Raw genomic sequence first — 26,695 nt, forward strand, 5'->3', positions numbered from 1 at the left:
CTGTTTTGACTCTCGTAATTGAAACGACGTCCTTAGATCATTTGACGAACGGCACTTCGTGCTCACCAGCCAGCCGCTCGACCTCGGCCGGATCTGTCAGGCCGGAAATTTTGCCGAAATAGTCGTAGAGCATGCGCGTGGGTGACACCCAGAACACGCATTTCACGGTCTTTCCCGAGCGGTTATGGATGCTGTGGGGAATGCCCTTGGGTAAGGAAACAAGGTCGCCGGGCCCGCCTTTGGCCTCGTCAGCACCGATGACGAATTCAAGATTTCCTTCAATCAGATAGATGAACTCGTCTTGCGTGTCGTGAATGTGCCGCGGCACGAAGCTGTCCGGCGGCAGCGTGGCGTGCCAGGTGAAAGACGACTCCGTCACCTGCTTGGGCACATAAGTTTGGCCCAGGATATTCCACGACTTGCCTTCGATACCTTCGTTCGCTGGCCGCACACCGGACGTGATCTTCATGTCAATATTCCTGCGTTGATCAATTGGTGTATTCGCGAATGCGCTGGATGGTCCGGGCAAACAACGGACTTTCCGACTTCTCAAGCTCAAGGATGATGTCGAAGTGGTGGAAGCCCGGCATCGCGATTTCTTCGCCGCCGAAACCCCTCGCCTTCCAGGCGTCGACGTAATCGCGGGTCTGTCGCTTGAACTCCGACGATTCCAGACCGCCGCACGTGCCGATCAGATGCGCCGTGCTGCGCGCCGGTAAATGTTCGAGCGGGCTGTTGCGACTGGCTGACGCGTGATCGAGCGACAGCGGCTCGTTGACGAAATTATGCACGAGCGGATGCAGATCATGGAGGCCGCTCACGCTCAGCGCGGCGCCGAAGACACCCTCGGGCAAACCAAACGACTGCCGCCAGCCATCGGCGAGCAGCATGCCGACGAGCTGACCGCCGGCCGAATGACCGCCGATATGAATCCGTCTTCCATCAAACCCGTAGGCTGCGGCGTTGGTGTAGAGCCAGGCGATGCTGGCGCGGACTTGCCTGACGATTTCATCCAGAGAGACCGCCGGCGCCAGCGTGTAATCGATGCTCGCCACGCTGACCCCGGCCTTCAGGAAGGCCGGCGCGACGAAGGCGTTCTCGGTCTTGTTCGAAGAGCGCCAATAGCCGCCGTGGATCCAAACGAATAGCGGACCACCCTTGGCCGCAGGGTAAAGGTCCAGCGTCTCGCCCGACGTGGGGTCGTAGACGATATCGGGGATGCGCTCGATTGTACCCAAAACGCGCGCGCTCTCGCGTTGGTAGATGGCCGCCTTGTCGAAGCCGGCGGAGAGCAACCGGGCGTCGTATTCCCGGTCCAAGAACTCGCGATCGGCATCCGAATAAATGCGCACAGCTTTGCCACCAGAATATCGGCAGCCACACCGGTCCGCCTTTCTTTAGCAAACTCCATGGGTCATCTCGTTGTCAATCATATTTTCGACGATTTGATATGTTTGCGAGAATTCGGCTGATTGCTATTTGAGCGGGACATTGCCTATATAAAGAGCTGCGGCGACATGCCTTTTGGGGATTATGAAATGAAACGCGCGACGTCCAAGTCAGCGGTCTCACAACTCCGCGCCCCCGCGGAGGCCGCCCCGGCTGTCGCCCGAAGCGGAACCTTGACCGACGAAGCGTATCGCCGGCTCCGGACCGACATTATTGGCGGCACCTTCAAACCCGGCAGCCCGCTTCGTCTCGAGGCGCTCAAAGACCGTTACGGCTTGAGCTTCTCGCCGCTTCGAGAAGCACTCAACCGTCTGCACGCCGAGCGGCTGGTTGTTTCCTCGGCGCTGCGGGGCTTCCGTGTGTCCGAATTTTCCTTGGCAGAGATGCGCGATGCGATCGAAACCCGTGTTCTCATCGACGTCGAAGGTCTCCGCCGCTCAATCGCCCGCGGCGACGACGACTGGGAAGCCGCGGTTGTCGCGGCTTTCCACGCCCTGTCTCGTTGCGCGGCACGCCTCGCCCAACTCAAACGAGAGCGAACAGTTGAAGAAGACGAAGAGCTTGAAGGACGTCACCGGGATTTTCACTTGTCGCTGGTCTCGCAATGCGGCTCTCGATGGCTCATTGATTTCTCACTGCAGCTTTATGCTCAAACCGAACGTTATCGTCGGCCGATGATGCAAAGCCAGAGCACGACACTCCCCACACGCGACATCGAAGCCGAACATCGCGCGATCATGGAAGCGGCAATCGCCCGGAATGCCAACAGTGCCGCGTTCTTGCTGGAGCAGCATTTCCGCAGAACAGGCACGATGATCGAAGAGCATCTCGGCAAGAGCGGTTACATTGAAGAGCCGGTTCGCTCCGCCGCTGGCTAGACTCGCCTGCCCGACCTCCTCGTTCGTCAGACATCCAGCACGAGTGCGGCTGTCTGCGAGCGCGAACAACAGACCGCGATCCGATCGTTGTTCGCCTTTTCGGCCGCTGTCTGTACCATGTCCCGGTGATCGGGCCGCCCTTCCAGAACCCGCGTGAGGCAGCTGCCGCAGACACCGTTGCGGCATGACGTTTCAATCTTGACGCCGGCACGGCCCAGAGCCTGAAGGATGGTCTCGTCCGCCGCCACTTCGACGGACTTGCCCGAGCGTTTGGCGACTACGGTGAACGGATCGCCATTCACATCGATTTCGGCGCCGAAGTGTTCTTGGTGGATCTGACCGGCTGCCAAGCCGGCCGCCGATGCCGCCATTTGAACGTGTTCCATATAGCCGCGCGGTCCGCATATATAAATATGGGTTTCCGCCGGCGCTGTGGCCAAGACCGCCGCGACATTGAGCATTTGCGCCGACGGCCCATCGTCGAAATGAAGCTTGATCTTGTCGCGGAATGGCGCGGCCTCAAGCTCATTCGCCCAGGCCAGCTTGGCACGGCTGCGTACCGAAACGTGCCATTCGAAGCTGCCGCCCCGCTCATGAAGATGCCATGCCATCGCGTAATGCGGCGTGAGGCCAATGCCGCCGGACAACAGCACGTGATGCGCGGCGCTTTCCGCCAGCGGAAAATGATTGCGCGGCTTCGAGATCAGAACCGGAGTGCCCGATTTGATCCATCTGTGAACAGCCTCGGACCCACCCTTCGAGTTCGGATCACGTTGCACGGCGATCTGATAGCGCCCCTTCTCCGCTCGCCCGGTGAGGGAGTACTGACGGGTCAATCCATCAGTCACGTGCAAATCGACGTGCGCGCCCGGAGTCCAGCCCGGAAACTGAACACCGTCACGGGGTTCGATCAGCAGGCTGATAATGCCGTCGGCGATCTCGTCGCGCGTGGCGACAATGCCGGCCAGCGTATTCGGTTCGGCCACCGCCACATCATTCGATGCCGCCTTGGATTTAACAAGCGATGCGAAATCCGGCACTGGAATGAAGCGGGCGTCCAGAGACGCCAGGCCGTAAATCGTATTGTTCAGCGCGATGGTCGGCTTGCCGACCTCGATCGCCTTGACGCGAGGAATCATGGCTTCAATCAGCGCGATCATCTCCATCTGCGCCAGATGCATGCCGACGCACATGTGGATGCCGCTGCCGAAGCCCAGATGCTGGCGCGGATTACGGGTGATGTCGAACTTGTCCGGATTGGGATAAACACGCTCGTCACGGTTCGCCGATGCGTACAGCATCATGACGCGCGCGTTCTCGGGGATGGTGACATCGTCGATTTGAACCGCCCGCGATGTGTGGCGGACGAAGCTCCGCACCGGCGAGCCCATGCGCACCGCTTCGTTCACGGCGTTGCGTGCCAGCTCAGGCTTGTCGCGCAACAGGGCCCATTGATCGGGATTGGTACCCAATTGATAGATCAACTGTCCCGTCGCAGAGATCGTGGTGTCGAGACTGGGATTGAGGTAGTCGCGCATGGCGACAGGCGCGAGATCCGCCGCCAGCAGACCCTGTTCGACAAGATCGAACAGTCTCCGGGTCCAGCTGCCCGGCTTGAGGTTCTCGGGATTTGACTGGCTTTGTGCAAACTTGCGCTGTTCGAGGAAAACGTCCACTGCGGCCTTGCCGCGCGCGTTCTGAGCACCGAGAAGGTCAAAGGTTGCGGCAGCCCACCGGAGCATGTTCTCGCGGCCCGAATCCGGCAGACCGACAAGGTCGCGGACAATGGTCAGAGGCAGGAAGGTCGACAAATCCTTTACCGCGTCAAACTGACCGCTGGCGATCAGGCGCTCGATCAAGCCTTCGGCCGTCGCATCCAGGAGACCGCGAATTTTCGTCAAGGCGCCGGGCAAAAGCGGCGCGGAGGTCGCAGCGCGAATGGCGCTATGTCGCTCGCCGTCCGACCCTGCAGAATTCCCGCGTGTCAGTTCATTCGCTTTGGGATCGGCGGCAACCCCCTTCCCGCTGATGAACGTGTCGTGATCGCGAAGCGCCTTACCGACCTCGTTGTGACGGGTCAGCGCGAAGTTGTCGTGCTGAGGCAGCCAAACCACCGGCCCGAGCTCACGCATCGTCGCGTAATGCGGCCACGGGTTCTGGATAAATTCATCCGAGTAGAAATCGACGTCATAGCTGGGGGCCATTTTCATCGGCGTCTCGGTCTGCGCTGCGCCCGCAAGAGTGAAAGGGTGCGGAAGGTTTTCGACGATTTCGATTTTTGTCGATAGTATGATAACTGTCAATTCCTGAGCGGAAAATTACTACCGATATTGCCTTCCTCTTAGAAAATCAGGGTTTTTTCGTCAAAAACCTCATCAAGCCAGCTTTCCTCTGGCGGACAAGCACCTTATAATCGTAAGTAGACATACAATTGAGGTTGGGGATGACCGAGCAGCTACCGGCTGATCAGGTTTCAACGCACCGCATTCACGAAATGCCGGGCCACCTCATTCGCCGGCTCCATCAGATCGCCGTTGGCTTGTTTTCGCAGGCAACCAAGTCCTGTGCCCTGACGCCGGTGCAGTATGCCGTCCTGGCCGTCCTGCAAAACAACCCCGGCATCTCGCAACGCGCCCTGGCCGACCTTGTCGCACTGGACCGGTCCACCATCGGCGAGGTCATCCTCCGGCTTGAGGAAAAAGGCTGCGTGGCAAGAGAGGCCAGCCCGACGGACAAGAGGATACGTTGCCTCACGTTGACCGAAACCGGCGTCTCTCTCTTGCAGGCGATGGACGCGCTGATGCCGCAATCCCAGATCGACGTGCTCGCCCCGCTTTCGGAGGGCGAGCAGGCGATATTCATGTATCTGTTGAAAAAACTCGTCCGGCTTAACAACGACGCCAGTCCCTCGCCGTTACGACTTAAGGCCCCGTAAGCGCGGCGTTCGCCGCACCGGCGCCGCGCGCGGCGATGCTTTAGCCCTAGACGGCGACGATGGGGTTACGCAGGAGTCCGATCTTGTCCACACAGGCCTCGACCACATCGCCAGGCCACATCCATTCCTGCGGCACCCGTCCGGCGCCGACGCCTGCAGGCGTACCCGAGGCAATGATGTCGCCCGGCTCCAGCGTCATGGCCGCCGAAATATCCGCGATCAGCGTCGGGATGTTGAAGAGCAAATGACGCGTGTTGGAGCGCTGCTTCTCGACACCATTCACGCGAAGCCATAGATCGAGATCGTGCGGATCGGGAATTTCATCGGCGGTTACGATGCAAGGCCCAAACGGCGCGAACGTGTCCTGTCCCTTGGAGTAAATCCACTGGCCCGCGCGCCGGTTGTCGCGCGCGCTGATGTCGTTCATCACGCTGTAGCCGAAGACATAGTTGAGAGCCCGGTCTACGGGAACGCGCTTGGCGGTGCGTCCGATGATGACCGCAAGTTCGACCTCCCAGTCGAGCTGTTGCGTGATGTTCTTGTTGTGCTCGATCGCGTCGCCGGGCCCAATGACCGCGGTCGGCGGCTTCGAGAAAATGACCGGCTGTTTCGGTAGATCCTTCGAAGTATCCAGCGTACGGCTGGATTCCTCGACGTGCTCTACGTAGTTGAGTCCGATGCCGAAGATATTCTTGCGGGGACGCGGAATCGGCGCCAGCAACTTGACGTCGTCGAGTGCCCGGGCGGTACCCGTCGGCCAGCGCGAACGCTTGGCCTCGAGCAGTTCCTTCAGCACCTCGATGCCGGGAGAGGAAAGATCAATGAAATCGAGCATGGAGTTTGGCAACTCCACGCCACATGACGCGCCGAGACGCGCCACATCGACGACCATCTGATCCTCGATGACGCCGAGCTGCGCCGCGTCTTCGACAGAAGCACGATACGTGACCAAACGCATTTGGATGACCTTTATTGAGAAAGAGCCGCACCTGGCCTGAAGTCAGGGATATTCATGCAATGTTTATTGTCACGGACGCCGTTACGACGCCGTCGTCGGTTGCTGAACCTCATTGGCCCTGTCGCGCACAGCTGCCGCGCCAGCGCGGCTTCGCACAATGGCTTCACGCTTGGCACGAGGAAGCACTGCGTCGACGTCGCTGAAGCCGTTCGGCGCCAGGGCCTCTACGGCGTCAATGACGCCCTCCGGACCCCCGAGGCGGTTGTTGAGTACAATCTCGGATGTCGGCGGGCGGCGCATGGCGTCGTAGGCCTGCAACGCTTCGACCGGCGACCGTGCCGACGCCAGGCAATCTGCAAGCGCCCGCGCATCGAGAATGGCCTGCGAAGCACCATTCGAACCGACCGGATACATTGGATGCGCGGCATCGCCGAGCAACGTGACGTTGCCGAACGACCAGCGCTCGAGCGGATCGCGATCGCACAACGGCCATTCAAGTATGGATGGCGAGTTGCGAATGAGACCGATCAAATCTGCTTCCTTGACCTGAAAGTGATTGATGCGCGGCCAGAGATCGTCCCAGGATCCGGCGCGCGACCAGTTCTCGCGACGCGGGGGCGGCAAGCCCGGTGCGCCCGCTCGGCTGATGACGCCCCAGTTGGTCAGTCGGGTGTCCGGCGTTTCGCCCGGCGCGATGGGATATGCGACGATCTTCGACTCCAGCCCGCCCGCCACGATCATCGAACGGCCATCGAGAAAAACCGGCCAATCGAGCGCGCCGCGCCAATTCATCAATCCGGTCCAGACCGGCGGGCCTTCATTCGGGACGAGTTGACTTCGCACGAACGAATGAATTCCGTCCGCTCCGATCAAAACGTCGCCGTGGCTCTCGACGATCGTCCCGTCGGTGCGCGCGAATTTTGCCGTGACACTCGCCTCCGCCTGAGCGAACGCGACGAGTTTGTGATCCGTTAGAATGCTGCCGGCCGGAAGCCGGCTGAGAGCGGCCTGCAGCAACACGTTCTGCAACCGCCCGCGGTGGATCGAAAGCTGGGGAACGGGGTGGCCAGCGGCCATGCCGCGTTGCTCGACCCATACTTCCTGGCCAAGGTGATTGAGATAGTAGAGCTTGTTCGTTCGAATCGCGACCCGATCGAGCTCATCGAGCAACCCGATATACGCCAGTTCATTGATCGCCTGGGGCAGCGCATTGATGCCAACGCCCAATTCGCGGATCTCGGCCGCCTGCTCATAGACAGTCGTTTCAATGCCTCGCGAATGCAACATCAGGGCCGCGGTCAGCCCTCCGATGCCGCCACCGACAATAATGACCTTCATGAGTTCCTCTTACTGATTTCAATACTTGCCCGACATCAGCACGCCACCGATAGGGGCCTGCGCCGAAAGTCCAAGGCTCTTGAGCATTTGGTATGTGGTGCATACGGCGGCGCTCACGACGGGCAGCCCGCTTTGCTGCTCCATCCGGTCGATGATCGACAGGGATGGCATCTGCACGCAGGCTGATGTCACGAGGACATCGATTCCCTTGCAATCGACGCTTTTATAGATGTCGAGCAGTTTTTTCGGGTTGTGGCGGCCGACTTCGATGTTGTCGGGAATTTCAAGGGCCACGAAGTCCTTGACCTTGATGCCTTCGCTCTCGATGTAATCGACGACAAGTTGCGTCAGCGGCTTCATGTAAGGGCAAATGACCGAGATCGTCTTTGCACCCAGCACCTGCAGACCGTCGACAAGCGCACCGGCGCTCGTCACGACCGGAGCCGGCGCATTATTTTCAACGGTTCGGCCGTGTAGACGCTTTTCCGAGACGCGGTGATAGCCTTTACCCATGCTCATGATGGCGACGAGACACGCGTAGCCGATCACATCCATGCGGGCGTCGGAGAGCTCAATCGCACAGCGATCGCTGTCGCGATCCATCGCCTCAAGCTCTTCCTTCACGACTTTCTTCATGCGCATGCGACTCGAGTGAAACGTGAAACGCTCAGGAAGAATCGTCTCACGCGCTCTCAACAAGGCCGGTATCTCCGTCTCCATCGTCGTGTTGGACGACGGGACGATCTGGCCGATGCGGTAGGTTGCTTGCTTCATGAGAGTCCTCGAGATCAATCCGTGAATGGGCCTGCCGGCTGCCAAGGGTGAATGCCTGCGCCAGGCCCTCCGTTTCTGAAGTGTGGCCGCGCGATCAGTTCAACTGGTAACCGTCGTTGTCTCCAAATGCCTCTTCGCGGTAGAGGCCGAGCGTGCCGATGACGGGCATGTCGTTGAAGGAAAACAGGCAGGCATCTTCGCTGTTCGACGCGTTGCCATGTTCATGCCACGACCATGACGGCACGCAGAAGATGTCGCGCTCCTTCCAGTCGAAGCGCTTGCCATCGATGATGGAGTAACCTTTGCCCTTGGCCACCTGATAGATGAAACTGCCGGTATGCCGGTGCGCCTTGGTCCGTTCGCCCGCGCGCAGCATCTGCATGGTGGCGCCAATCGTCTGCATCACCGGACCACCGGTGACGGGGTTGACGTAGTTCATCATCACGCCGTCGAAGGGCGAGCCTGCCGTCGATTTCGCGTATTTGCTCAGCGCTTCGTAGGTCGGGCCCCACTGATACTTGAACAGTGGCGAATATTGCTTCGACCATTTGTCTCCGGCGGGCCGCAGACCGGGAGCACCCCAGGCATGGGTGGTGTCGTCAACCGGATATGCAACGGCCTGCGACAGGTCCGGATGAACCGCATAGAAATTGGCCTCCATCGCGTTCACGAAGGGGATATCAAGGCCATCCTGCCAGATGCAGGGCAAACCCGACGCCTCGACGCCATGCTCATGCCACGTCCCGTTCGGCGTGAGCACAAAATCATTAGCGCCGAGCGGCATCTTGTGGCCGTCCACGATCGTGTAAGCGCCGCGGCCTTCCATGATGAAGCGAAGCGCCGAAGCCGAGTGCGCGTGCGCCGACGCGACCTCGCCTGGATTCATGACCTGCAGGCCCGAATAGAGCCAGCCGACCGCAGCGGACACTTCGCGACGGCCCGGGTTGTTGAGATAGATGACGCGACGGCCGGCCTTTTCGGGGCTTACAAGCTCGACCGAGCGAAGGACGTGCGAACGCAAATCGTCATAGCGCCAGAGCACCGGAACGGACTGCGATTTGGGCTGCCATGGCTCGATCTTGTTGGCGACGGTCCAAAGGGCGCCGGCCTCGTACCTTTCGAGGTCGCGATAATACGCCTCGAGCTCCGGCGTATCCTCGACATTGGCGCGTCCGATAACATCTTCACGCACGACCACTCTCCTCTTCCAACCCTTGCGTCTGCCCCACTAAGGGTGCGCATCACCACTGCTTTGTATTTCCTCGGGCTCACTACGCTCGGCCGGAGCGTCAAACAACGAAACCGGCGCAAGAGGCCGGCGATTGACGCGCAGGTCGAATACGTCAAATCGATTGTAGTGTCCGACGATGTCATGCATCTGCTTGGGCTGAATGCAGCGACCAAGATCGATGTCGGCGTAGACAATACCTTCGTCATCGATCAGCGCATCGCCGACAATCCGCCCGTCCGGACCGATGACACCGGAGAAGGCACTCGATTTACGCTCCAGCTTGGCACGCGCGTCCGGCGTCACCGTCTCCATCTGCTGGATGATTTCTTCCGAGACGGTGGAGCACGAGACGATCGTGAACAATTTTCCTTCGAAGGAATGGGCGATCGCGCGAAGCTTGATGGCCTCAGCCATGTCGTAATCCGGCGGCGCCACCGGCAACGAGATGTAGCTGGCGACGTGGATCAACTCACCCTGCGCCAACAGCGTGAAGCGCGCCAAAGTGTTGGTGTTCTCGCCGCAGGCCAAGCCGCCAAGCGGCCCCAGTTTGGTGTCGTAGACGCGCAGGCCCGCGCCATCGCCCGGTGCCCAAGTGAGCTTTTCGGCCCAGGTGGGGACCAGCTTGCGGTGGCGGCCGATCAACTCGCCCTCCGGGCCGATGAACAACAGCGTGTTGTAAATGCTGCCGAGAGAGTGGGGGCTGCGCTCGTTGATCCCGATCACGACGTAAATGGCATTGTCGTGGGCGGCCCGGCGCAACCGCTCGACTTCCGGACCGTTCAACAGGATTGCCGCCCGGGCGAGCTTCTCGAACCAGGCACTGCCGGTCACCGGGTCCGTGATCCAGCTCCAGTACGGGTACCCGGGCACAAAGACTTCCGGAAAGGCGACAAGCTTGGCGCCGTTGCCAGCCGCTTCGCGGATCAGCGCAATGGCTTTGTCGATCGTGGCATCCGTATTCAGGAAGACCGGCGATGCCTGAACGGCCGCTGCCTTGAATGCCTGAAGCTTCAGCATACGCCTCTCCTAATTTTCGAAAGAATGTATTCTTTTATATTATGACAGTCAACCAGAGTGCGGTCGATACGAACGTCCTGTGCACGACCGAGGGCGTGTCAGCGCCTGAAATGCGGACTGCCCGGGGGCTGGCGCGGCTCCGACGGAATTCTGGTCACGGCGGCTGCGCCACAGGCGGAGCTGCGGCTAGGTGAAAGCCCCACCGGCTAGCCCACCACCCCACGCCGCAAAAAAAAGCGCCGGCTTGCGCCAGCGCTTTTCAGATGTTCAGTACGGGTGTCGCTTAGCGGGCCGGGTGCAATTCCAGCCCCGAGACGCCGACCGCCAGATTGAGGCCTGTCTGGCCCTGCACCGACACCGGCTGCAGCGTGACCGTGCGGTTCGAGCCGCCAACCAGCACGTTGGCGCCGGCCCCGACGCCAACCGTGGCTTCCGCACTGGCGCCACCATAATTGCCGGCCAGCGCGCCGAACTTCCGATCGCTCGGCGCGAACACCGACCAGATCATCTCGCCGCCGGACGTGGCACCGATGTCGAGGCCGAACTTGGTGATCGAACCGGTGTAGACCTCGCGCGCCGCGTTCGGCGCCGACGGCGTGAACAGGCAGGTCACTTGTTTCTTTGACGCGATGATCATGCCGATGCCGCCCGAAATATCGCAGGTCAGCGCGCCAACCTTGGTGCGATCCTGAGCCTGAGCGCCGACGGGCGCGGCGACGGCAGCAGCGATTGCCATGGCGGCAAGCGCAGTCAGTGGCTTATTCATATTCGTCTCCTCAATCGGGAAATTCCTGACCTCTCAACGCGAGGCCGGCGGGCTGGTTCCGTCACGATCCAGCGCGGCGATCAACTGGTTTGCCGGGATTACCACCCGACACTGCAGCCCTTCCGGATCGAAAGCCATATCAACCTTGGCGTCGATGGCGCGCGTAAGATTCGTTTCAATGACCATGGTACCGAAGCCGCGTTTGCGCCGCGGCTTGACGCGGGGCCCCAGGGATTCGCGCCAGGAGAACTCCACCGGTCCATCCGGCCCGTCGCTGCGGCGCCATTCAATCGACACGCGGCCTTCCGACGTCGACAACGCCCCAAAGCGCGTGGCATTGGCGCTCAGCTCATGCAGCGCGAGGCCCAGATTCTGCGCCGCTTCCGGCTTGAGCGCGATCTGCGGGCCTTCAATCGTCACCTGCTGCGCCGCGCCGTCGAGGTAGCCGACGAGTTGCGAGCGGACCAGTTCGTCGAGCGAGGCGCCGTGCCAGCTCTCGCGAATTAATAGGTCATGCGATGCGGCCAACGCCTGTAAGCGTGCACCGAACTGGGTGAGGAATGAATCGATCGAGCCGGCATGGCGTGCGGTCTGGCGCGCCATGGCCTGGATCACTGCCAGCAGATTCTTGGAGCGGTGCGTGAGTTCGCGCAGAAGCAGGCGCAAATGCGCCTCGCCTTCCTTGCGCTCGGTCACATCGACAGATGCACAGGTAATGCCGACAATATCGCCGGCATCGTTGCGCAGAGCCTCGACATGCAAGTCGTACCAACGCAGCGCACCGCTCTCTTCCAGTGAAAACTCGATACGTTGCGACTGCCCCGACGAAACGGCTTCACGTTTGATGGCAACGATGGAGTCGCGCACGCTCTCCGGCAGAACGTCCTCGTCGGCACGGCCGAGAAGATCCGCCACCGAGTGCCCAAGCATCGGCTGGCTAATGGACGTGTAACGCAGGCTGCGATCCTGCGTATAGACGACAACCTGCGAACCGCGCAGCGCCGTCTCATAACGGGCAAATCTCGCGCGCAGCAGATTGAGCTCAATGGCCTGGGCATTGACCTGCCCTTCCAGCCGCTGGCATTCTTCTTGAAGTTCGTCCAGCAGGAGGCTGCCAGAAGCGCCCTCCCCTGACGGCGCTTTGTTGGCCATCAGTCCAAATCCATTTCTGCGCCCCCGTCGCACACCGTCAACGTACCGTAGCGCCGCCTGTCAGTCGTCCAACTAGCCGGCGGCCGGTACCCCTCCGGCCGCCGTCTTGAACATCAACTCGCCTTGCGCTCTTTTCGTTTCGCTTTGCGCGCAAAAAACAATGCCTGGCTCAAAACGGCCGAAACAGTGGCCGGCTGAAACGGCTTGGCGATGAGGAAGGCCGGCTCAGGGCGCTCGCCGGTAAGGAACCGCTCCGGATAGGCGGTAATGAAGATCACCGGCACTTCGAACGAGCGCAGCAACTCATTGACCGCGTCGAGACCCGAAGAACCGTCGGCCAGCTGGATGTCGGCGAGAATTACGCCCGGCTGTTTAGCCCGCGCCAAGGTCACTGCCTCGGTGTGCGTGCGAGCGACGCCCAGCACTTTGTGGCCCAGACCTTCAACAAGCGCCTCAAGGTCGAGCGCAATAAAGGTCTCATCCTCGATGATGAGCACGTCGGTCGCGATCTCTGCCGCCAACTCGCGGCCCGACTGATCCACCAGTTCGCGCAGTTCGGGCACCTCGATATCGAGAACCTTCGCGGCCTCGTCTTCCGAAAGCCCTTCGAGCGCGATCAGGAGAAACGCCTGACGCGGCATCGGGGCGATCTGCGACAGGTGCCGCTCGACGGGTTGGTCGCCGCTATCCTCGACGGTGACGCCGTTGATGCCGACCGAATTCCAGATTTTGGTGAAAAGACGGTATAGACCTACCCGCGTAGACGAGCCCAAGTCGAGGATTGAGGGGTCTTCGACCAACGCCTCGAGCGTGGCGGCCACATAGGCGTCCCCTGACTGCTGGCTTCCGCTCAAAGCGCGGGCATAGCGCCGCAGATATGGAAGATGCTGCGCAACGATTTGAGATATCGACAAAAATCCCTCCCGAAACAGTCTGGCCCGAAGGCCCGGCGGGGCGTAACCCGCCTGCGGCCCAAATAGCGTACCCGGCGAAAACGTTACGAGCGCGAAAAAGTTCCATGATGGATGGAACCAAATTTCGCCGAGGGGGTTTTTAGACCCAGAGGAAGGGGCATCGGGGTTCCATGACATGACGAACGACGATCGAGACAAAGCTTCAGGACAACGAAAGCCAATGGAAACCGGGGTCGCCCGCGCCAGGAAGAACGACGCCAAATCCGCCAAGCTTGGACGGGAGGTTCAAGCCCGCCTCGGCCAACAACTGCGTTCACTGTACGACGATGTGGTCAATCAGGGCGTTCCGGACCGCTTCGCCGACCTGCTGAGCCAGCTCGACAACAAAGACAACAAGGACAGGCAGTAATGCCCATGGACGACGTGGTCCGACAGCAAATCCTTGATGCCATCCCGAGCCTGCGCGCTTTCGCAATCTCGCTCTGCGGAAACGTGGATCGTGCCGACGATCTGGTGCAGGAAACGATGGTGCGGGCGATCGCGAATATCGACTCGTTCCAGCCGGGTACGAACATGCCGGCATGGCTGTTCACGATCCTTCGCAATCACTTTCGATCCGAATATCGCAAACGCCGCCGTGAGGTGGAGGATGCTGACGGACACTATGCGGACACGTTGAAATCGCAACCGGAACAGCAAGGCCACATCGAGTTTGGCGAATTCCGCGAGGCGCTGTCGCAACTGCCAACCGATCAGCGCGAAGCGCTCATTCTGGTCGGCGCCTCGGGCTTCTCCTACGAGGAAGCCGCGCAGATCTGCGGATGCGCCATCGGCACCATCAAGTCGCGAGTCAACCGCGCCCGAAACCGACTGGCCGAACTCCTCCATGTCCGCGACAGTGACGATTTCGGTCCGGACGAGCAAACCCGTGCTGTGCTCGCAAGCGGCGAGTAGCCTGCCCCGTAATCGTTAATCCGATGTAAGAAAAAGCCCGCGTGGTTGAACCACGCGGGCTTTTCCGTTGGAGCGTCAACCGAGCGGCTTACGGCACAGTGGGCGAACGTCCACGCACCAGATGCACAACCGCCGAGATGGCGAACAGCACCACGGCGACGAAGAACACGATCTTGGCAGCCTCGACGGCGACGCCTGCGATACCGCCGAAACCGAGGATGGCCGCAATCAACGCGACGATCAGAAAGGTCAGTGCCCAACCGAACATGGGTGTCTCCTCTGTTGACCCGATTGATGCGATTTCCAACCCGATCTCAGGATGAATGTTCCGGCGGGACGCGCTAGGTTGGAACTGCCGTCCCGTCAGCGAATTCATCTTGTTGTGTAGGGAGTATCGCTATGGCGCCGCGTCCGAATTGGAAGGGCTTTCTCAAATTGTCGCTGGTGTCATGCGCGGTCGCGCTCTACCCGGCGACCTCCACCAGCCAGCGTATCCGCTTCAACATTATCAACCGCGAAACCGGCAACCGTATCCGCAACGAAGTGATCGATGCCGAGACCGGCGATCCGGTCGCGCCAGAGGACCGGATCAAAGGCTACGAGGTCGATAAAGGCCAATATGTCCTGCTCGAGGAAGATGAGCTCGACAATGTCGCGCTGGAAAGCACGCACACGATTGACATCGACGAATTCGTCCCGATGGCGGACGTTGACCGCATCTATCTCGACGAGTCCTATTACCTTGTGCCGCAGGACGACGTCGCCCAGGAAGCCTTCGCCGTGATCCGCGAGGCGATGCGCAAGGAAGACCTCGCCGGGCTGGCTCGCGTCGTCGTCTATCGCCGCGAGCGGCTGCTGCTATTGCGACCGCGCGGCAAGGGATTGCTCGCGACGACGCTGCGCTACAATAATGAAGTGCGCAAAGAGGCCGACTACTTCGACGACATTCCGAACACCAAAGTATCGCCGGATATGCTGAAACTCGCGACCCATATTCTTGAAACCAAGAAGGGCAAGTTCGACCCCTCGAAATTCGAGGACCGCTACGAGACTGCGCTGATGGATCTCATCAAGGCCAAACGCGCCGGCAAGAAGCCGGTCACGGTGGCGGAGCCGAAGCCAAGCAATGTGATCAATCTCATGGACGCGCTGCGCCGCAGCGCCCAGGGTGAGCGCCGCAAGCCGGCGTCGGCTTCACGCCGCAAGACCGCGACGCGGACGAAACGGACGACGACGCGGCGCAAGGTGCGCAAGGCCAGCTAAATGGACGGCGCGCGATGGCGGGGCTGAAGACCTATCGCGGCAAGCGCCGCTTCGGCGTCACGGCTGAGCCGAAAGGCAAGGTCGCCAGGAAGCGCGGCCACGCCTATGTCATTCAGAAGCATGCGGCCACGCGCCTGCATTACGACCTGCGGCTCGAACTCGACGGCGTCATGAAAAGCTGGGCAGTGACCCGCGGCCCGAGCTTGGTGCCGAGCGAGAAACGCCTCGCCGTGGAGGTCGAGGATCATCCCATCGACTACAACAAATTCGAGGGCACGATACCCAAAGGCGAGTATGGCGGCGGCACCGTAATGGTATGGGATCGTGGCACCTGGCAGCCGCATGACGACCCGCACAAGGGGCTCAAGAAGGGCCACCTCGCTTTCGACCTCGAGGGTGCCAAACTGCACGGCGCCTGGCATCTGGTGAGGTTGCGCAAGCGCCCCGGCGAGAAGCGCAACAACTGGCTCCTGATCAAATCGGACGACGAGGAAGCGCGCGCGCCGCGCGACAAGGATATCCTCAAGGAAGCAGACTTCTCTATCAAGACCGGCCGCTCGATGGATGAGATCGCGCAGGGCAAACGCGCCACCGCGAATGAAAAATCCACAATGAAGAAGGTCCTGACGGCGACCCAAAGGAAGATGGCGGCGCTGAAGAATCCAGGCGCGAAGAAGACGCGCACAAAGGCCGCATCGGCTCAGTTGGTCCAGAAGCACGACACCCTTTCCGATCGTAAAGCGTCGCCGCTCAAAGGTGCCAAACGCGCGGCCCTGCCCGGCTTTGTCGCGCCCTGCCTCGCCACACTCGCTGACAAGGCGCCGGACAGCGCACACTGGATTCATGAGATCAAGTTCGACGGCTATCGGCTGCAGGCTCGGCTCAGCCGCGGCAAGGTCAAACTGATGACCCGCAAGGGCCTCGACTGGACCCGTAAATTCACCGCCATCGCGGATGCCATCGCCGAGCTCGATGTCGACAGCGCTCTGATCGATGGCGAACTGGTGGTGGAAGGTGACGACGGCGTCACCAGCTTCTCGCTGCTGCAGGAAGAACTTAAATCAGGCCGGCAGAACCAGCTCGTCTATTACGTCTTCGATCTGCTCCATCTCGACGGCCGCGACCTGCGGCCCCTGCCGCTCTCGGATCGCAAGGAAGCGCTGGCGCAATTGATCAAGCGGGCGCCGAATTCGTCGCCGCTGCGCTTCAGCGAATCCATTGCCGAGCGCGGACCCATTCTGCTCAAACATGCCTGCCAGCTCGGGCTCGAAGGCATTATCTCCAAGCGCGACGATGCGGCTTATCACTCGGGCCGCGGCCATGACTGGATCAAGACCAAGTGTACGAGCCGGCAGGAACTGGTGATCGCCGGTTTCGTGCCCTCGACTGCCGACGCTTACGCCGTGGGCGCGCTGGTACTTGGCTTCCACGACAAGGGCAAGCTCGTCTATGCCGGCCGCACCGGAACCGGCTTCACACACCTTGCTTCGCGCGAGCTGTACAAGAAGCTCAAAACGCTCAAGCGCGAGCGCACGCCCTTCGCCACCGTTCCGGCGGAAGAGCGCGGTGTGCGCACCCCGATCTGGGTCGAGCCGAAACTGGTCGCCGAGGTCGATTTCCACGGCTGGACCCACGGCGACCGCATCCGGCAGGCGTCGTATCAGGGCCTGCGCGAGGACAAGACCGCCGCCGACGTCGTCCGCGAGGACAAGCCGGCCAACAAGACCATTGCAGCCAAGAGCAGAACCACCGCGCGCAAGCGCAGCGCGCCGGTGAAAAAACGAGCATCGAAAGACAGTAAAAACGCAACCGTCGGCGGCATCGCGCTGTCTCATCCCGATCGCGTTTACTGGGAAGACGCCGGCGTCACCAAGCGGGACCTCGCCGAGTATTACAAGGACGTCTGGACGTGGATGGCGCCGCACGTCGCCGGCCGACCGATCTCGCTGTTGCGCTGCCCCGAAGGCGCCAGCGGCCAATGTTTCTTCCAGAAGCACGCCGCCGCCGGCATCGCCACCGAACATCTTCATCTCGTTCCCGAAAAGGGCGACAAGATTATTTCCGTCGACAATCTTGGCGGTCTCTTGTCGCTGGTACAGGCCGGCGTGCTCGAGGTGCATACGCGCGGCACCACCGTCGATGACCGCGAGAATGCCGACCGTCTGGTGTTCGACCTGGACCCTGGTCCCGGCACCACCTGGAAAGATGTCGTCGCCGCCGCACGCGATGTGCATGAGCGGCTCGACGCGCTAAAGCTCAAAAATTTTCTCAAGACTTCCGGCGGCAAGGGCCTGCACATCGTGCTGCCGGTCGCGCCAACGCCTTGGAACAAAGCCAAGGAGTTTGCCCAGGCGCTGGCACAAGCCATGGCCGCAGACGATCCCGACCTCTATGTCGCAACGGCGACCAAGAGCAAACGCAAGAACCGCATTTTCATCGACTATCTGCGCAACAGCCGCGAAGCCACAGCGGTGGCCCCCTATTCCACCCGCGCGCGACCGGGCGCGGCCGTGTCGACGCCGATTACCTGGTCGGAACTCGGCAGCCTCAAAGGCGCCGACCAATATACGCTGCTCAACATCCGCGCCCGTCTGGCACGGCTACGCCAGGATCCCTGGGCCGGCATCGGCCGCATCCGCCAAAAATTGCCGAACGCCTGAGCACATTCTCACGACGCACCAGGAACTGCGACGCGTTGTCGCGCGTTCTGGGAACTCTGGCGTTGGGATGGCTCGGACATGTCGGACAACAAGACCACACTCTGTGAGGCTGCCGCCATCAGCTCGGTAAACGAGCATGGCGTTCGCCGGCATAGCCACCCCTTATCGCAAGCCTTTGCCGTGTTTGCGCAGAAGACCGCCAGTCTGACCGGCCATCCGGTCGCATTCCTCATTGCGGCCGGCACCATTCTGGTCTGGATCGTCAGCGGGCCCATCTTTCACTTCAGCGATACCTGGCAGCTCATCATCAACACCGGCACGACCATCGTCACATTTCTGATGGTGTTCCTGATCCAGAATACCCAAAACCGCGACATGCTCTCGATGCAGCTCAAGCTGTCGGAACTGGTGCTGGCCATGAAAGGCGCCGAGGACAGATTTGCGACGATCGAGGACCTCAGCGACGAGGAACTCCAAAAATTGCACGCGGATTGCCGCGCCCGCGCCGAAATGACGGCCCGGCAAATGGCCAGTCGCGCGAAGCCCGCCAATGCAAAAAGCACAGGAAGCGTCCAGAACGTGGCATAGCGCCCGTAACGCGCGGCAGAGCTGCTTTCGTTATTTCGACACAAGTACTCTTTATCCGGCGAAAGAATTTCAAATTCGGAGGCGGATTCGATGAGGACCTGGCTGGCGATCGCGGCTGTTGCGGCCTGGGGCTCGCTCGCGCCCGGCGCGACCGTGGCGCAGGAGGCCAAGGGCGCCGCCCGGGAATTCTCCGGCATGGCCTCGCATTACGGCAAAGGATATTCGGGCAAGACCGCCTCGGGCGTGCGTTACGACCCCGCCAAGTTCACCGCGGCACACCGCACACTGCCTTTCGGCACCAAGGTGCTTGTCGTCGACAAGGCGACGAAGCGCAGCGTCACGGTCACCGTCAATGATCGCGGACCATTCATCAAGGGCCGCGTCATCGACCTTTCCTACGCCGCCGCACAAGCGCTGAAGATGGAAAGCCGCGGGCTGATCAAGGTCACGGCGGCGATTCAGTAGCGCGGCTGTGCCGCCGGCGCCGATGTGCTATCCGGGCTCTTCCTTCATCCGGATTCCCGAGGATCGTTATGCCCGCCAAGCGCCCGCCATCAAAGCGCAAAACCACCACGAAAAAGAACGCTAAAAGAACAGCAGCCAAGCGGCCCTCCGCACGTCTGGTCACGCCCGCCGAGACCGACATGAATGAGGCCCAGCACACGCTCCTGCGGGCCATGCGGTCAGGCCCACGCGGCGCCGCTCTCAAGCCACAGGGGCCATTTGCCGTATGGCTCCATGCGCCGGAATATGGACAATTAGCCCAGGCCCTCGGCGGCTTCTGCCGTTATCAGTCGAGCGTGCCGGCGCGGCTCTCCGAATTCGCTATCCTCTGCACCGCCCGCCTGTGGCGCGCCCAGTTCGAGTGGTACGTCCACGCGAGCATCGCCGAGAAGGAAGGCGTCAAGCCGACGACCATCGCCGACTTGCGCGCTGGCCGCGCACCGAAGTCCGCGGCCAAGGACGAGCGTGCGGTCTACGACTTCGTCCAGGAAGTTTACAAAGCCAAACGTGTGAGCGAGCGCACCTATCAGCGCGTCCTTGCTGTCCTTGGCGAAAAAGGCGTCGTCGAACTGGTCGGCATTCTTGGCTACTATGCATCGGTGGCAATGACGCTCAATGTCTTCGCCATGCTGCCCCCCGAGGACGCGCCGCTGGCTTTCGCCGAGCCACAGTGACCTCTTCTTGCGCGCGGTGATGACATTCTAGGCAATGCATGGCGGCGACCGGATGCCCGCCATTGATTGAGGCTTGAAAAGTCCCGGCTTGGGGTAGGTACCGGCCCTCCGCCGCTGCGACATGAATTGTATACGATTTGGCACGTCGCTTGCTCCCTGCTGCCTTGGTGGAGACCACAACCAAGGCGCAGAAGGAGCTACAACAATGCGACGCCGTGATTTTTCGAAATTGCTGCTGGCAGGCACTGCCGGCACCATCGCGGCCCCGGCCGTCGTCCGCGCGCAGGCCGCCTTCAACTGGAAGATGACCAGTTTCTACGGGCCGAATGCCGCCTTCTATTCGACAGGCCCGGGCAGCGCCAAGGACCTCTGCAAGCGCATCGAGGAGATGTCGGGTGGCCGCCTGAAGATTCAATTCTATGGCGCCGGCGAGTTGATTCCCGCCGCTGAAGGCTTCGATGCCGTTTCGTCCGGCACCGTCGAGATGAACTACGCCAACTCGTATTTCTGGACCGGCAAGAGCTTTGCCGCGCAATACTTCACTGCCGTGCCCTTCGGCCTGAATTTCCAGGGCTTCAACGGCTGGTATTACGATGGCGGCGGCAAAGAGCTGTGGCGCGAGGTCTACGACAAGTTCAATCTCGTGCCCTTCGCCTGCGGCAATACCGGCGTGCAAATGACCGGCTGGTTCCGCAAGCCGATCGAAAAGGTCGAGGACCTCAAGGGCATCAAGATGCGCATCCCGGGACTCGCCGGGCGCGTTTACAAGGAGCTCGGTGTCGATGCACGCCTGATTGCGCCAGGCGAAATTTTTCCGAACCTCGAACGCGGCGTCATCGATGCGGCCGAATTCGTCGGCCCTTATCTCGACCGTCAGCTCGGTCTGCAGAAGGTCGCGAAGTACTACTATACGACCGGCTGGCACGAGATGGCGACTACCTCTGAGCTCACCATCAACAAAGCCAAGTGGGAGAGCCTGCCGCCCGATCTCAAGGCGATCGTCGAGAACGCCTGCGCGGCCTGCAATGTCATCAGCGAAGCCTGGTGCCAGAAAAACAATGCCGAGGCTTACGAAGACCTGGTGAAGAACCAGGGCGTCATCGCCGGGCCCCTGCCCGATGACGTCGTCAAGGCGCTGCGCGTTGCCACCACAAAAATCCTCGCCGAGGCGGTCGAAAAAGACCCCGTTACCAAGAAGGTCCATGACTCATACTTCGCCTACAAGGCCAAATATGACGAATGGGCTGACAAGAGCGAGACTGTCTACCACACGAAAATCCGTAAGGCGTCCTGATGACGGCAGAGCGGCTGGCCCATGCAATCGACATTCTTGTCGATCGCGTGGGCCGCGCGACGTCCTGGCTGGCGCTGGGGCTCGCGCTCATCATGGGCACAAATGTGCTGTTACGCTACGGCTTCTCCATCGGCTCGATCTGGATGCAGGAGTTGGAATGGCACATCATGGTGCCGATCTGCGTGTTCGGCATGAGCTACGCGCTTCTGCAGGGCGAGCACGTCCGCGTCGACGTCCTATTCCAGTATTTCAGCGGCAAAACCAAACATCTGATCGACGTGATCACCGCCATCCTCGGCATGCTCCTGTGCGTACTCGTGATCAAGCTGTGCATTCCCTACGTCTATCAATCCTGGAGCATCAACGAGGGCACGGCTAACCCCGGCGGCATCGATTATCGCTACATCGTCAAAGGCCTGATCCCGCTAGGCTTCGCACTATACTTCCTACAATCGCTTTCCGAAGCGATCAAAAGCTACATCGCCTACCGGAGAGCCTGATGTCACTGGAAGTTCTCGCCGTTCTGATGCTGCTGTCGTTCTTCGTGCTGCTGATGGCCGGCATTCCGGTCGCGCTGACATTGGCCGTTTCCGGCTTCTTCTTCGGCTATCTCGGCTTCGGCATGACGCTGTTCAATCTGCTGCCGCACCGTCTGTTCGGCGTGGTGACGAACTCGACGCTGGTGGCCATTCCCCTGTTCGTCTTCATGGGCATGATGCTGGAGAAATCCAAGCTCGCCGAAGACCTGATGGACGTCATCGGTCATCTCGCCGGGTCGCTACGCGGGGGCCTGGGCATCGGTATTGTTATTGTCGGTGTTCTGATGGGCGCGACCACCGGCATCGTCGGCGCGACGGTGGTGACGCTCGGCCTCCTGACGCTGCCCGGCATGCTTCGCCGCGGCTATGACAAAGGCCTGGCGAGCGGTGTCATCTGCGCCTCAGGGACACTCGGGCAGATCATCCCACCAAGCCTGATCCTCATTCTGCTTGCCGACATCCTCAATCAGTCGGTCGGCACGCTGTTCGCCGCCGCCGCTATTCCGGGCCTGATGCTCGCCGGTATCTATTGCATATATATTTTAATTCTCGGCATCGTCAGGCCGGACCAGGTTCCGGCCATACCTGCCGAAGAACGGGCCCTGCTGTCGCGCGCCGCGCTGGCAGCCAAATTGATCAAGGTGGTCGCGCCGCCGATCGGACTCGTGGGCGCCGTTCTCGGCTCGATCATCGCCGGCATCGCCGCTCCCTCAGAAGCGGCGTCGATGGGAGCGCTTGGCGCGATCCTCATCACCGCCATCACCGGACGCCTGTCCTGGAAAGTGCTGCGCGAAACCGGTCAGGCAACCGTGAAGACCACGGCCATGATGATGTTCATCCTCATGTGCGCGCAGATCTTCGCTTTGTCCTTCCGTGGCCTCAGAGGCGAAGATCTGGTCCGCGATCTGTTCGCGTTCCTGCCGGGCGGCATCAATGCGGACATCTGGTTTCTGATGTTCATCATTTTTGTGCTCGGCTTCTTCATCGAATGGATCGAGATCTCCTACATCGCCGTGCCGCTGTTTCTGCCGGTCTTTACGGCGGCGAATGTCGATATGGTCTGGCTGGCGACGCTGATCTGCGTCAACCTGCAGACGTCATTTCTGACGCCGCCGTTCGGATGGGCCTTGTTCTTCCTGCGCGGTGTCGCGCCGCCCGAAGTCACCACTGGCGATATCTACCGGGGTGTTGTTCCGTTCGTTGGCATGCAGCTTTTGGCGCTTGTGCTTGTCTTCGCCTTTCCCGGACTGGCCACCTGGCTGCCGAAGGCCATCGGCTGGTAGCCGACGGCCTTCGCGCAAGGCTCTTAGTGCTTCATGTTCATGCCGCCGTGGCCGGACGGGCTGCCGCCCCCGGTCGCGGCAATGCCTTCGATCTTGTATTCGATCTCGACCTTTCCGGCCTTTTCGAACTGCAGCGTGCCTTTGAAGATGTCGCCCTGCTTGAGTTGATCCTTCAGGCCCACGAACATGACGTGATAGCCGCCGGGCTTGAGCGCAACGGTCTCACCCGGTTTGATCTCAAGGCCATCTTTCAGCATGCGCATTTTCATAATGCCGCCGTCCATGCTCATTTCATGGACCTCAAAGCTCGCCGCGACGCCGGAAGCTCCGCCGACCAGGCGGTCGGGCGCAGCGCCGGTGTTGGTGATGGTCATGTAGCCACCGCCGACCTGCGCGCCCTTGGGAGTCGCACGGGCCCAGGGCTGGGAAATCTTGAGCGATCCGGCGGTGAAATCGGCCGCCAACGCTGGCGACGTGAGGATGAGGGCGAGCGCGGCCGCCGAGACGAGACGAAACATTGAGTGACTCCTGAAGTTGCAGCGGCACGCGCACCCAGCGCGAAGCAGCTTGCTGATTGAACAGAATGAAAGACCGGTCCGTTATTAGGCGGCCGGCGGCGCTCGCGGATTGTGCGGCCCGCGCTCCTGACCGAGCGTGAAGGCGAGAAACACTTGTGCCGGCGCCAGCACATCGCCCTGCCCCCGCTGCAGCGATACCGCGGCGCTCGACGGCACGGGATATCCCGGCGCACAACACTGAACGCCGCAACCCGCCGCGCAGGCGCAGCCGGTATCGCTCTTGAGCGGGGCGGACTTGGCCGGATCGCTAAGTTGCGAACAGAGCGGCGCCGATGGCGCGTTGCTCGCGGCAACCGTCAGCGGCAACAGTATGAGCTGTAGCGCCACGACATAGGCTGCCGCCAATGCCAGCAATTGCCGAACGGGTGAGGATCTGCGCATTGCGCGCATATTATTGTTTCGCGGCGGCAGCGTCCATGACCGCCCCGTCGAAAGTCTGCTCCGGTCGTGCTAAGCTTTCGGTATTATGTCGTCCCATGAGCCCCAAGCACCGGACCCCGGTGCGCGGATTCTCAATTTCCGTCGGCGGCCCGGCGCGCCTCCGCCGCAACGCCCAGACAACGGGCCGAACCGCGACGCCGTCGAGGACCTGTCCAAATACAACCGCGACGAAACGCCGGACGATTATCGGCACCGCATGATGGTCAATGCCGTCGCCGTCGTCTTTGTCCTGGGCCTCGCCCTGGTCGGCTACTGGTTGGCCGACACCATGGCGACCATGCGCAAGAACCAGGACTGCGTCCTGAGCGGCCGGCGCGGCTGCACCCCTATCGATGTTCCCACCCCGGAACGCTATTAAGTCTCCGAAACCCCTTCATTATCCCCGCCAAGGCCTTGGTAATCCGAGGTTATGGTCAGCCGCCGGCATTGAACTTGGGGTGAGGCTTCGCTATACGGGCTCGCGACCCTAACCGGCCGGTTCTGACAGTTTTTGCGCCCCACACCGGGCAGGCGCAATAATGTCAATAAAATCAGAGAGTTAATATGTCATCCACTTTCGAGACGATTGCCAATATTATCGCCGAGACCTGCGATATTCCGCGCGATTCCATTACGCCCGAAAGTCATGCCATTAACGATCTGGGCATCGACAGCCTGGATTTCCTCGATATCGCATTCGCCATCGACAAGGCCTTCGGGATCAAGCTGCCGCTCGAGCAGTGGACCCAGGAGGTTTCCGACGGCAAGGCAACGACCGATCAGTATTTCGTCCTCAAGAACTTGGCCGCTCGCATCGACGAACTCGTCGCCGCCAAAGGGGCCTGACGCCAAAAGCCTATGCGCCTCGAGTATTTTCAGCTGATCGATCGGGTTGTCGACCTTGATCTCGCCGATCGTCGGATCAGCTGCGAGGCGACGGTGCCGTCTGTCTCGACGGTTTTTGAAGGTCACTTCCCCGGCTTCCCCCTGATGCCGGGCGTGCTGCTGGTCGAGGCCATGGCCCAGACATCCGGCTGGCTGGTCTCCTCGCTCAACAACTTCAAGCGCATGTCTTTCCTCGCCTCGGTGAAGGAAGCCAAGCTGCGCACCTTCGTCCTGCCGGGCTACGTGCTCAACATAGAGTCCAAGCTGGTTCACGAAGGCTCTGGCTATGCCGTGCTCGATGCCAAGGTGAAGAACAACGGCAAGCAAGTTTGTGACGCCACCATCACGCTCCGCGTGATGGAGTTCCCGAACCCGGAACTCGCCGGCGAAATGCTCAAGATGGCCGCACGTGTCGGCCTTACCCCGGAGGCGGCGGTCAATGCCTGAGGCGAAGCGCGAAGCCTGGATTACGGGTGTCGGCATCGTCTCCACGCTCGGCGAAGGCGCCGACGCGCACTGGCAGAAGCTGTCTGCCGCGCAACCGGGCGCCGATACGACAACCTTTGCGCCCTTCGTCGTCCATCCGCTGGCGCCGCTGAATTTCGACGCCCAGATCCCCAAGAAGGGCGATCAGCGTCAGATGGAAAACTGGCAACGCATCGGCACTTACGCTGCAGGCTTGGCTCTCGATTCCGCTGGCGTTAAAGGCAAGCCCGAACTCCTGTCGCAGATGGACATGATCGTCGCGGCCGGTGGCGGCGAGCGCGATCTCAATGTCGATGCCACGATCCTGAACGGCTACACCCAGGCGGCCAATCCGGCAGCATTTCTCAACGAGAGGCTGATGGGCGACCTGCGCCCCACCCTCTTCCTGGCGCAGCTCTCCAATCTTCTCGCCGGCAACATCTCGATCGTGCATGGCGTGACTGGCTCATCGCGCACCTTCATGGGCGAGGAAGCCGCTGGCGTCGATGCGGTGCGCATTGCGCTGTCGCGTATCACCGCAGGCCAGAGCGACATCGCCCTTGTCGGCGGCGCCCATAATGGCGAACGGCCGGAAATGCTCATGCTCTATGAGTTCGCCGGCCAGTGCCTCAAGGACAAGTTCGCTCCGATATGGGAGCGCGGTGACAAAGGCGGCTTCGCCTTGGGCTCACTCGGCGCCTTCCTCGTCATCGAAGCGCGCGATCATGCGGAAAAACGCGGCGCCAAGCCGCTGGCGCGGTTGTCGGCAGTCGTTGCCGATCGCGCCTCGCGCAAACCCGGCACCATTACCGAAACGCTTGGCAAGCTCTGGGACAAGATCAAGGACAAGGTCAAAGGCGGCCAGACGGCAATCCTGTCGGGCGCCACCGGCTCCACCCAGGCGACCGCCGAGGAACGGGCTTTCCTGGAGCAACATGGCGAGCTTGCCGTGCGCGCCACCGCCACCTATCTCGGTCACGGGATGGAACCACAATTTGCGATGAATGTGGCCCTGGCGACCGTGGCGCTTGCCCATGGTAGCCTCTACCCGCCGTCCGATCAGACCGGGCTGGAGAAGCCGATGAGCGGCTCTCTGGACCAGGTCGTAGTGACCGGCGTCGGTCACTGGCGCGGCGAAGGCATGGCGCTGGTCGAGCGCGTCGGCTGAGGGAGAGC

30 protein-coding genes are annotated in these 26,695 nt (G+C 61.1%); 16 read left to right on the plus strand and 14 right to left on the minus strand.

Annotated features, from left to right (window positions below):
* Positions 1-37: 37 nt before the first annotated feature.
* Entirely contained in the window at positions 38-469 is a 432-nt protein-coding gene (locus DXH78_RS14960) for a cupin domain-containing protein (protein WP_115518033.1), read from the minus strand.
* A gap of 19 nt (positions 470-488) precedes the next feature.
* Positions 489-1,352 carry an alpha/beta hydrolase gene (locus DXH78_RS14965; RefSeq protein WP_115518034.1) on the minus strand — a complete coding sequence of 288 codons (864 nt, stop codon included), beginning with the start codon at positions 1,350-1,352 and terminating at the stop codon, positions 489-491.
* Between the two features lie 270 nt (positions 1,353-1,622).
* On the opposite strand from DXH78_RS14965, the gene DXH78_RS14970 reads away from it, so the two are divergent.
* Complete coding sequence (locus DXH78_RS14970; protein WP_245416889.1) at positions 1,623-2,327, plus strand: GntR family transcriptional regulator; 705 nt, start codon at positions 1,623-1,625, stop codon at positions 2,325-2,327.
* Between the two features lie 26 nt (positions 2,328-2,353).
* Here DXH78_RS14970 and DXH78_RS14975 read toward each other — a convergent pair whose 3' ends face one another.
* Positions 2,354-4,537, minus strand: a complete 2,184-nt coding sequence (locus DXH78_RS14975; RefSeq protein ID WP_147292655.1) for a cytochrome P450/oxidoreductase — start codon at positions 4,535-4,537, stop codon at positions 2,354-2,356.
* A 233-nt stretch (positions 4,538-4,770) separates the two neighbouring features.
* On the opposite strand from DXH78_RS14975, the gene DXH78_RS14980 reads away from it, so the two are divergent.
* On the plus strand, positions 4,771-5,262 hold the full coding sequence (locus tag DXH78_RS14980; protein ID WP_115518037.1) for a MarR family winged helix-turn-helix transcriptional regulator: 492 nt from the start codon (positions 4,771-4,773) through the stop codon (positions 5,260-5,262).
* Between the two features lie 46 nt (positions 5,263-5,308).
* Here DXH78_RS14980 and DXH78_RS14985 read toward each other — a convergent pair whose 3' ends face one another.
* The 8 genes from DXH78_RS14985 to DXH78_RS15020 all read right to left on the minus strand — a co-directional run bounded on the left by DXH78_RS14985 (position 5,309) and on the right by DXH78_RS15020 (position 13,412).
* On the minus strand, positions 5,309-6,220 hold the full coding sequence (locus tag DXH78_RS14985; protein ID WP_115518038.1) for a fumarylacetoacetate hydrolase family protein: 912 nt from the start codon (positions 6,218-6,220) through the stop codon (positions 5,309-5,311).
* Positions 6,221-6,301: 81 nt separating this feature from the next.
* Positions 6,302-7,558 carry a flavin-dependent oxidoreductase gene (locus tag DXH78_RS14990; protein WP_115518039.1) on the minus strand — a complete coding sequence of 419 codons (1,257 nt, stop codon included), beginning with the start codon at positions 7,556-7,558 and terminating at the stop codon, positions 6,302-6,304.
* An 18-nt stretch (positions 7,559-7,576) separates the two neighbouring features.
* The gene (locus DXH78_RS14995; RefSeq protein WP_115518040.1) at positions 7,577-8,332 is read right to left on the minus strand and encodes a maleate cis-trans isomerase family protein; all 756 of its coding nucleotides are present in this window, start codon (positions 8,330-8,332) and stop codon (positions 7,577-7,579) included.
* 94 nt (positions 8,333-8,426) lie between these two features.
* The gene (locus DXH78_RS15000) at positions 8,427-9,524 is read right to left on the minus strand and encodes a cupin domain-containing protein (protein WP_115518508.1); all 1,098 of its coding nucleotides are present in this window, start codon (positions 9,522-9,524) and stop codon (positions 8,427-8,429) included.
* Between the two features lie 36 nt (positions 9,525-9,560).
* A complete protein-coding gene (locus DXH78_RS15005; RefSeq protein ID WP_115518041.1) occupies positions 9,561-10,580 on the minus strand; it encodes a carbon-nitrogen hydrolase family protein in 1,020 nt (339 codons plus the stop codon).
* Positions 10,581-10,863: 283 nt separating this feature from the next.
* Positions 10,864-11,346 (minus strand): DUF992 domain-containing protein, encoded by a 483-nt coding sequence (locus DXH78_RS15010; protein WP_115518042.1) that lies wholly within the window; start codon positions 11,344-11,346, stop codon positions 10,864-10,866.
* Positions 11,347-11,379: 33 nt separating this feature from the next.
* The gene (locus DXH78_RS15015; protein WP_115518043.1) at positions 11,380-12,498 is read right to left on the minus strand and encodes an HWE histidine kinase domain-containing protein; all 1,119 of its coding nucleotides are present in this window, start codon (positions 12,496-12,498) and stop codon (positions 11,380-11,382) included.
* A 113-nt stretch (positions 12,499-12,611) separates the two neighbouring features.
* Positions 12,612-13,412 (minus strand): response regulator, encoded by an 801-nt coding sequence (locus DXH78_RS15020; protein ID WP_115518044.1) that lies wholly within the window; start codon positions 13,410-13,412, stop codon positions 12,612-12,614.
* 220 nt (positions 13,413-13,632) lie between these two features.
* Here DXH78_RS15020 and DXH78_RS15025 point away from each other — a divergent pair, with 220 nt between their 5' ends.
* Both DXH78_RS15025 and DXH78_RS15030 read left to right on the plus strand, forming a co-directional pair.
* On the plus strand, positions 13,633-13,821 hold the full coding sequence (locus DXH78_RS15025) for a NepR family anti-sigma factor (protein ID WP_115518045.1): 189 nt from the start codon (positions 13,633-13,635) through the stop codon (positions 13,819-13,821).
* Positions 13,821-14,366: a sigma-70 family RNA polymerase sigma factor gene (locus DXH78_RS15030; protein ID WP_115518046.1), complete on the plus strand. Its 546-nt coding sequence runs from the start codon at positions 13,821-13,823 to the stop codon at positions 14,364-14,366. The genes DXH78_RS15025 and DXH78_RS15030 overlap by 1 nt, the downstream gene beginning before the upstream one ends.
* Positions 14,367-14,454: 88 nt before the next feature.
* On the opposite strand, the gene DXH78_RS15035 is transcribed toward DXH78_RS15030, so the two are convergent.
* Positions 14,455-14,634, minus strand: coding sequence for a DUF1328 domain-containing protein (locus tag DXH78_RS15035; protein ID WP_115518047.1), 180 nt, complete (start codon positions 14,632-14,634; stop codon positions 14,455-14,457).
* A 131-nt stretch (positions 14,635-14,765) separates the two neighbouring features.
* On the opposite strand from DXH78_RS15035, the gene ku reads away from it, so the two are divergent.
* From ku to DXH78_RS15075, 8 genes are all read left to right on the plus strand, one after another.
* Positions 14,766-15,629, plus strand: a complete 864-nt coding sequence (ku, locus tag DXH78_RS15040; RefSeq protein WP_115518048.1) for a non-homologous end joining protein Ku — start codon at positions 14,766-14,768, stop codon at positions 15,627-15,629.
* Between the two features lie 14 nt (positions 15,630-15,643).
* Entirely contained in the window at positions 15,644-18,289 is a 2,646-nt protein-coding gene (ligD, locus tag DXH78_RS15045) for a DNA ligase D (RefSeq protein WP_115518049.1), read from the plus strand.
* A gap of 78 nt (positions 18,290-18,367) precedes the next feature.
* Entirely contained in the window at positions 18,368-18,877 is a 510-nt protein-coding gene (locus DXH78_RS15050; protein WP_115518050.1) for a low affinity iron permease family protein, read from the plus strand.
* Positions 18,878-18,967: 90 nt separating this feature from the next.
* Positions 18,968-19,342, plus strand: a complete 375-nt coding sequence (locus tag DXH78_RS15055; protein ID WP_115518051.1) for a septal ring lytic transglycosylase RlpA family protein — start codon at positions 18,968-18,970, stop codon at positions 19,340-19,342.
* Between the two features lie 68 nt (positions 19,343-19,410).
* Positions 19,411-20,055 carry a carboxymuconolactone decarboxylase family protein gene (locus DXH78_RS15060; protein ID WP_210209591.1) on the plus strand — a complete coding sequence of 215 codons (645 nt, stop codon included), beginning with the start codon at positions 19,411-19,413 and terminating at the stop codon, positions 20,053-20,055.
* A gap of 205 nt (positions 20,056-20,260) precedes the next feature.
* The gene (locus DXH78_RS15065; protein ID WP_115518052.1) at positions 20,261-21,349 is read left to right on the plus strand and encodes a TRAP transporter substrate-binding protein; all 1,089 of its coding nucleotides are present in this window, start codon (positions 20,261-20,263) and stop codon (positions 21,347-21,349) included.
* A complete protein-coding gene (locus DXH78_RS15070) occupies positions 21,349-21,849 on the plus strand; it encodes a TRAP transporter small permease subunit (protein ID WP_245416890.1) in 501 nt (166 codons plus the stop codon). The genes DXH78_RS15065 and DXH78_RS15070 overlap by 1 nt, the downstream gene beginning before the upstream one ends.
* Positions 21,849-23,171, plus strand: a complete 1,323-nt coding sequence (locus tag DXH78_RS15075) for a TRAP transporter large permease (RefSeq protein WP_115518054.1) — start codon at positions 21,849-21,851, stop codon at positions 23,169-23,171. Before DXH78_RS15070 ends, DXH78_RS15075 begins: the two co-directional genes overlap by 1 nt.
* A gap of 23 nt (positions 23,172-23,194) precedes the next feature.
* Here the strand turns inward: DXH78_RS15075 and DXH78_RS15080 are convergent, their stop codons facing one another.
* Both DXH78_RS15080 and DXH78_RS15085 read right to left on the minus strand, forming a co-directional pair.
* Positions 23,195-23,689 carry a copper chaperone PCu(A)C gene (locus DXH78_RS15080; protein WP_115518055.1) on the minus strand — a complete coding sequence of 165 codons (495 nt, stop codon included), beginning with the start codon at positions 23,687-23,689 and terminating at the stop codon, positions 23,195-23,197.
* Between the two features lie 84 nt (positions 23,690-23,773).
* Positions 23,774-24,130: a hypothetical protein gene (locus tag DXH78_RS15085; RefSeq protein ID WP_147292656.1), complete on the minus strand. Its 357-nt coding sequence runs from the start codon at positions 24,128-24,130 to the stop codon at positions 23,774-23,776.
* An 85-nt stretch (positions 24,131-24,215) separates the two neighbouring features.
* Here DXH78_RS15085 and DXH78_RS15090 point away from each other — a divergent pair, with 85 nt between their 5' ends.
* The 4 genes from DXH78_RS15090 to DXH78_RS15105 all read left to right on the plus strand — a co-directional run bounded on the left by DXH78_RS15090 (position 24,216) and on the right by DXH78_RS15105 (position 26,687).
* Positions 24,216-24,548, plus strand: a complete 333-nt coding sequence (locus DXH78_RS15090) for a hypothetical protein (protein WP_245416891.1) — start codon at positions 24,216-24,218, stop codon at positions 24,546-24,548.
* A 185-nt stretch (positions 24,549-24,733) separates the two neighbouring features.
* A complete protein-coding gene (locus DXH78_RS15095) occupies positions 24,734-25,015 on the plus strand; it encodes an acyl carrier protein (RefSeq protein ID WP_056912728.1) in 282 nt (93 codons plus the stop codon).
* A gap of 12 nt (positions 25,016-25,027) precedes the next feature.
* Complete coding sequence (locus DXH78_RS15100; protein WP_115518057.1) at positions 25,028-25,501, plus strand: 3-hydroxyacyl-ACP dehydratase FabZ family protein; 474 nt, start codon at positions 25,028-25,030, stop codon at positions 25,499-25,501.
* Positions 25,494-26,687 (plus strand): beta-ketoacyl-ACP synthase, encoded by a 1,194-nt coding sequence (locus DXH78_RS15105; RefSeq protein ID WP_115518058.1) that lies wholly within the window; start codon positions 25,494-25,496, stop codon positions 26,685-26,687. The genes DXH78_RS15100 and DXH78_RS15105 overlap by 8 nt, the downstream gene beginning before the upstream one ends.
* The last annotated feature ends 8 nt before the right edge of the window (positions 26,688-26,695 follow it).

Origin of the sequence: Undibacter mobilis (assembly GCF_003367195.1) — a bacterium.
In the GTDB taxonomy this organism is placed as follows: Bacteria; Pseudomonadota; Alphaproteobacteria; order Rhizobiales; family Xanthobacteraceae; genus Pseudolabrys; species Pseudolabrys mobilis.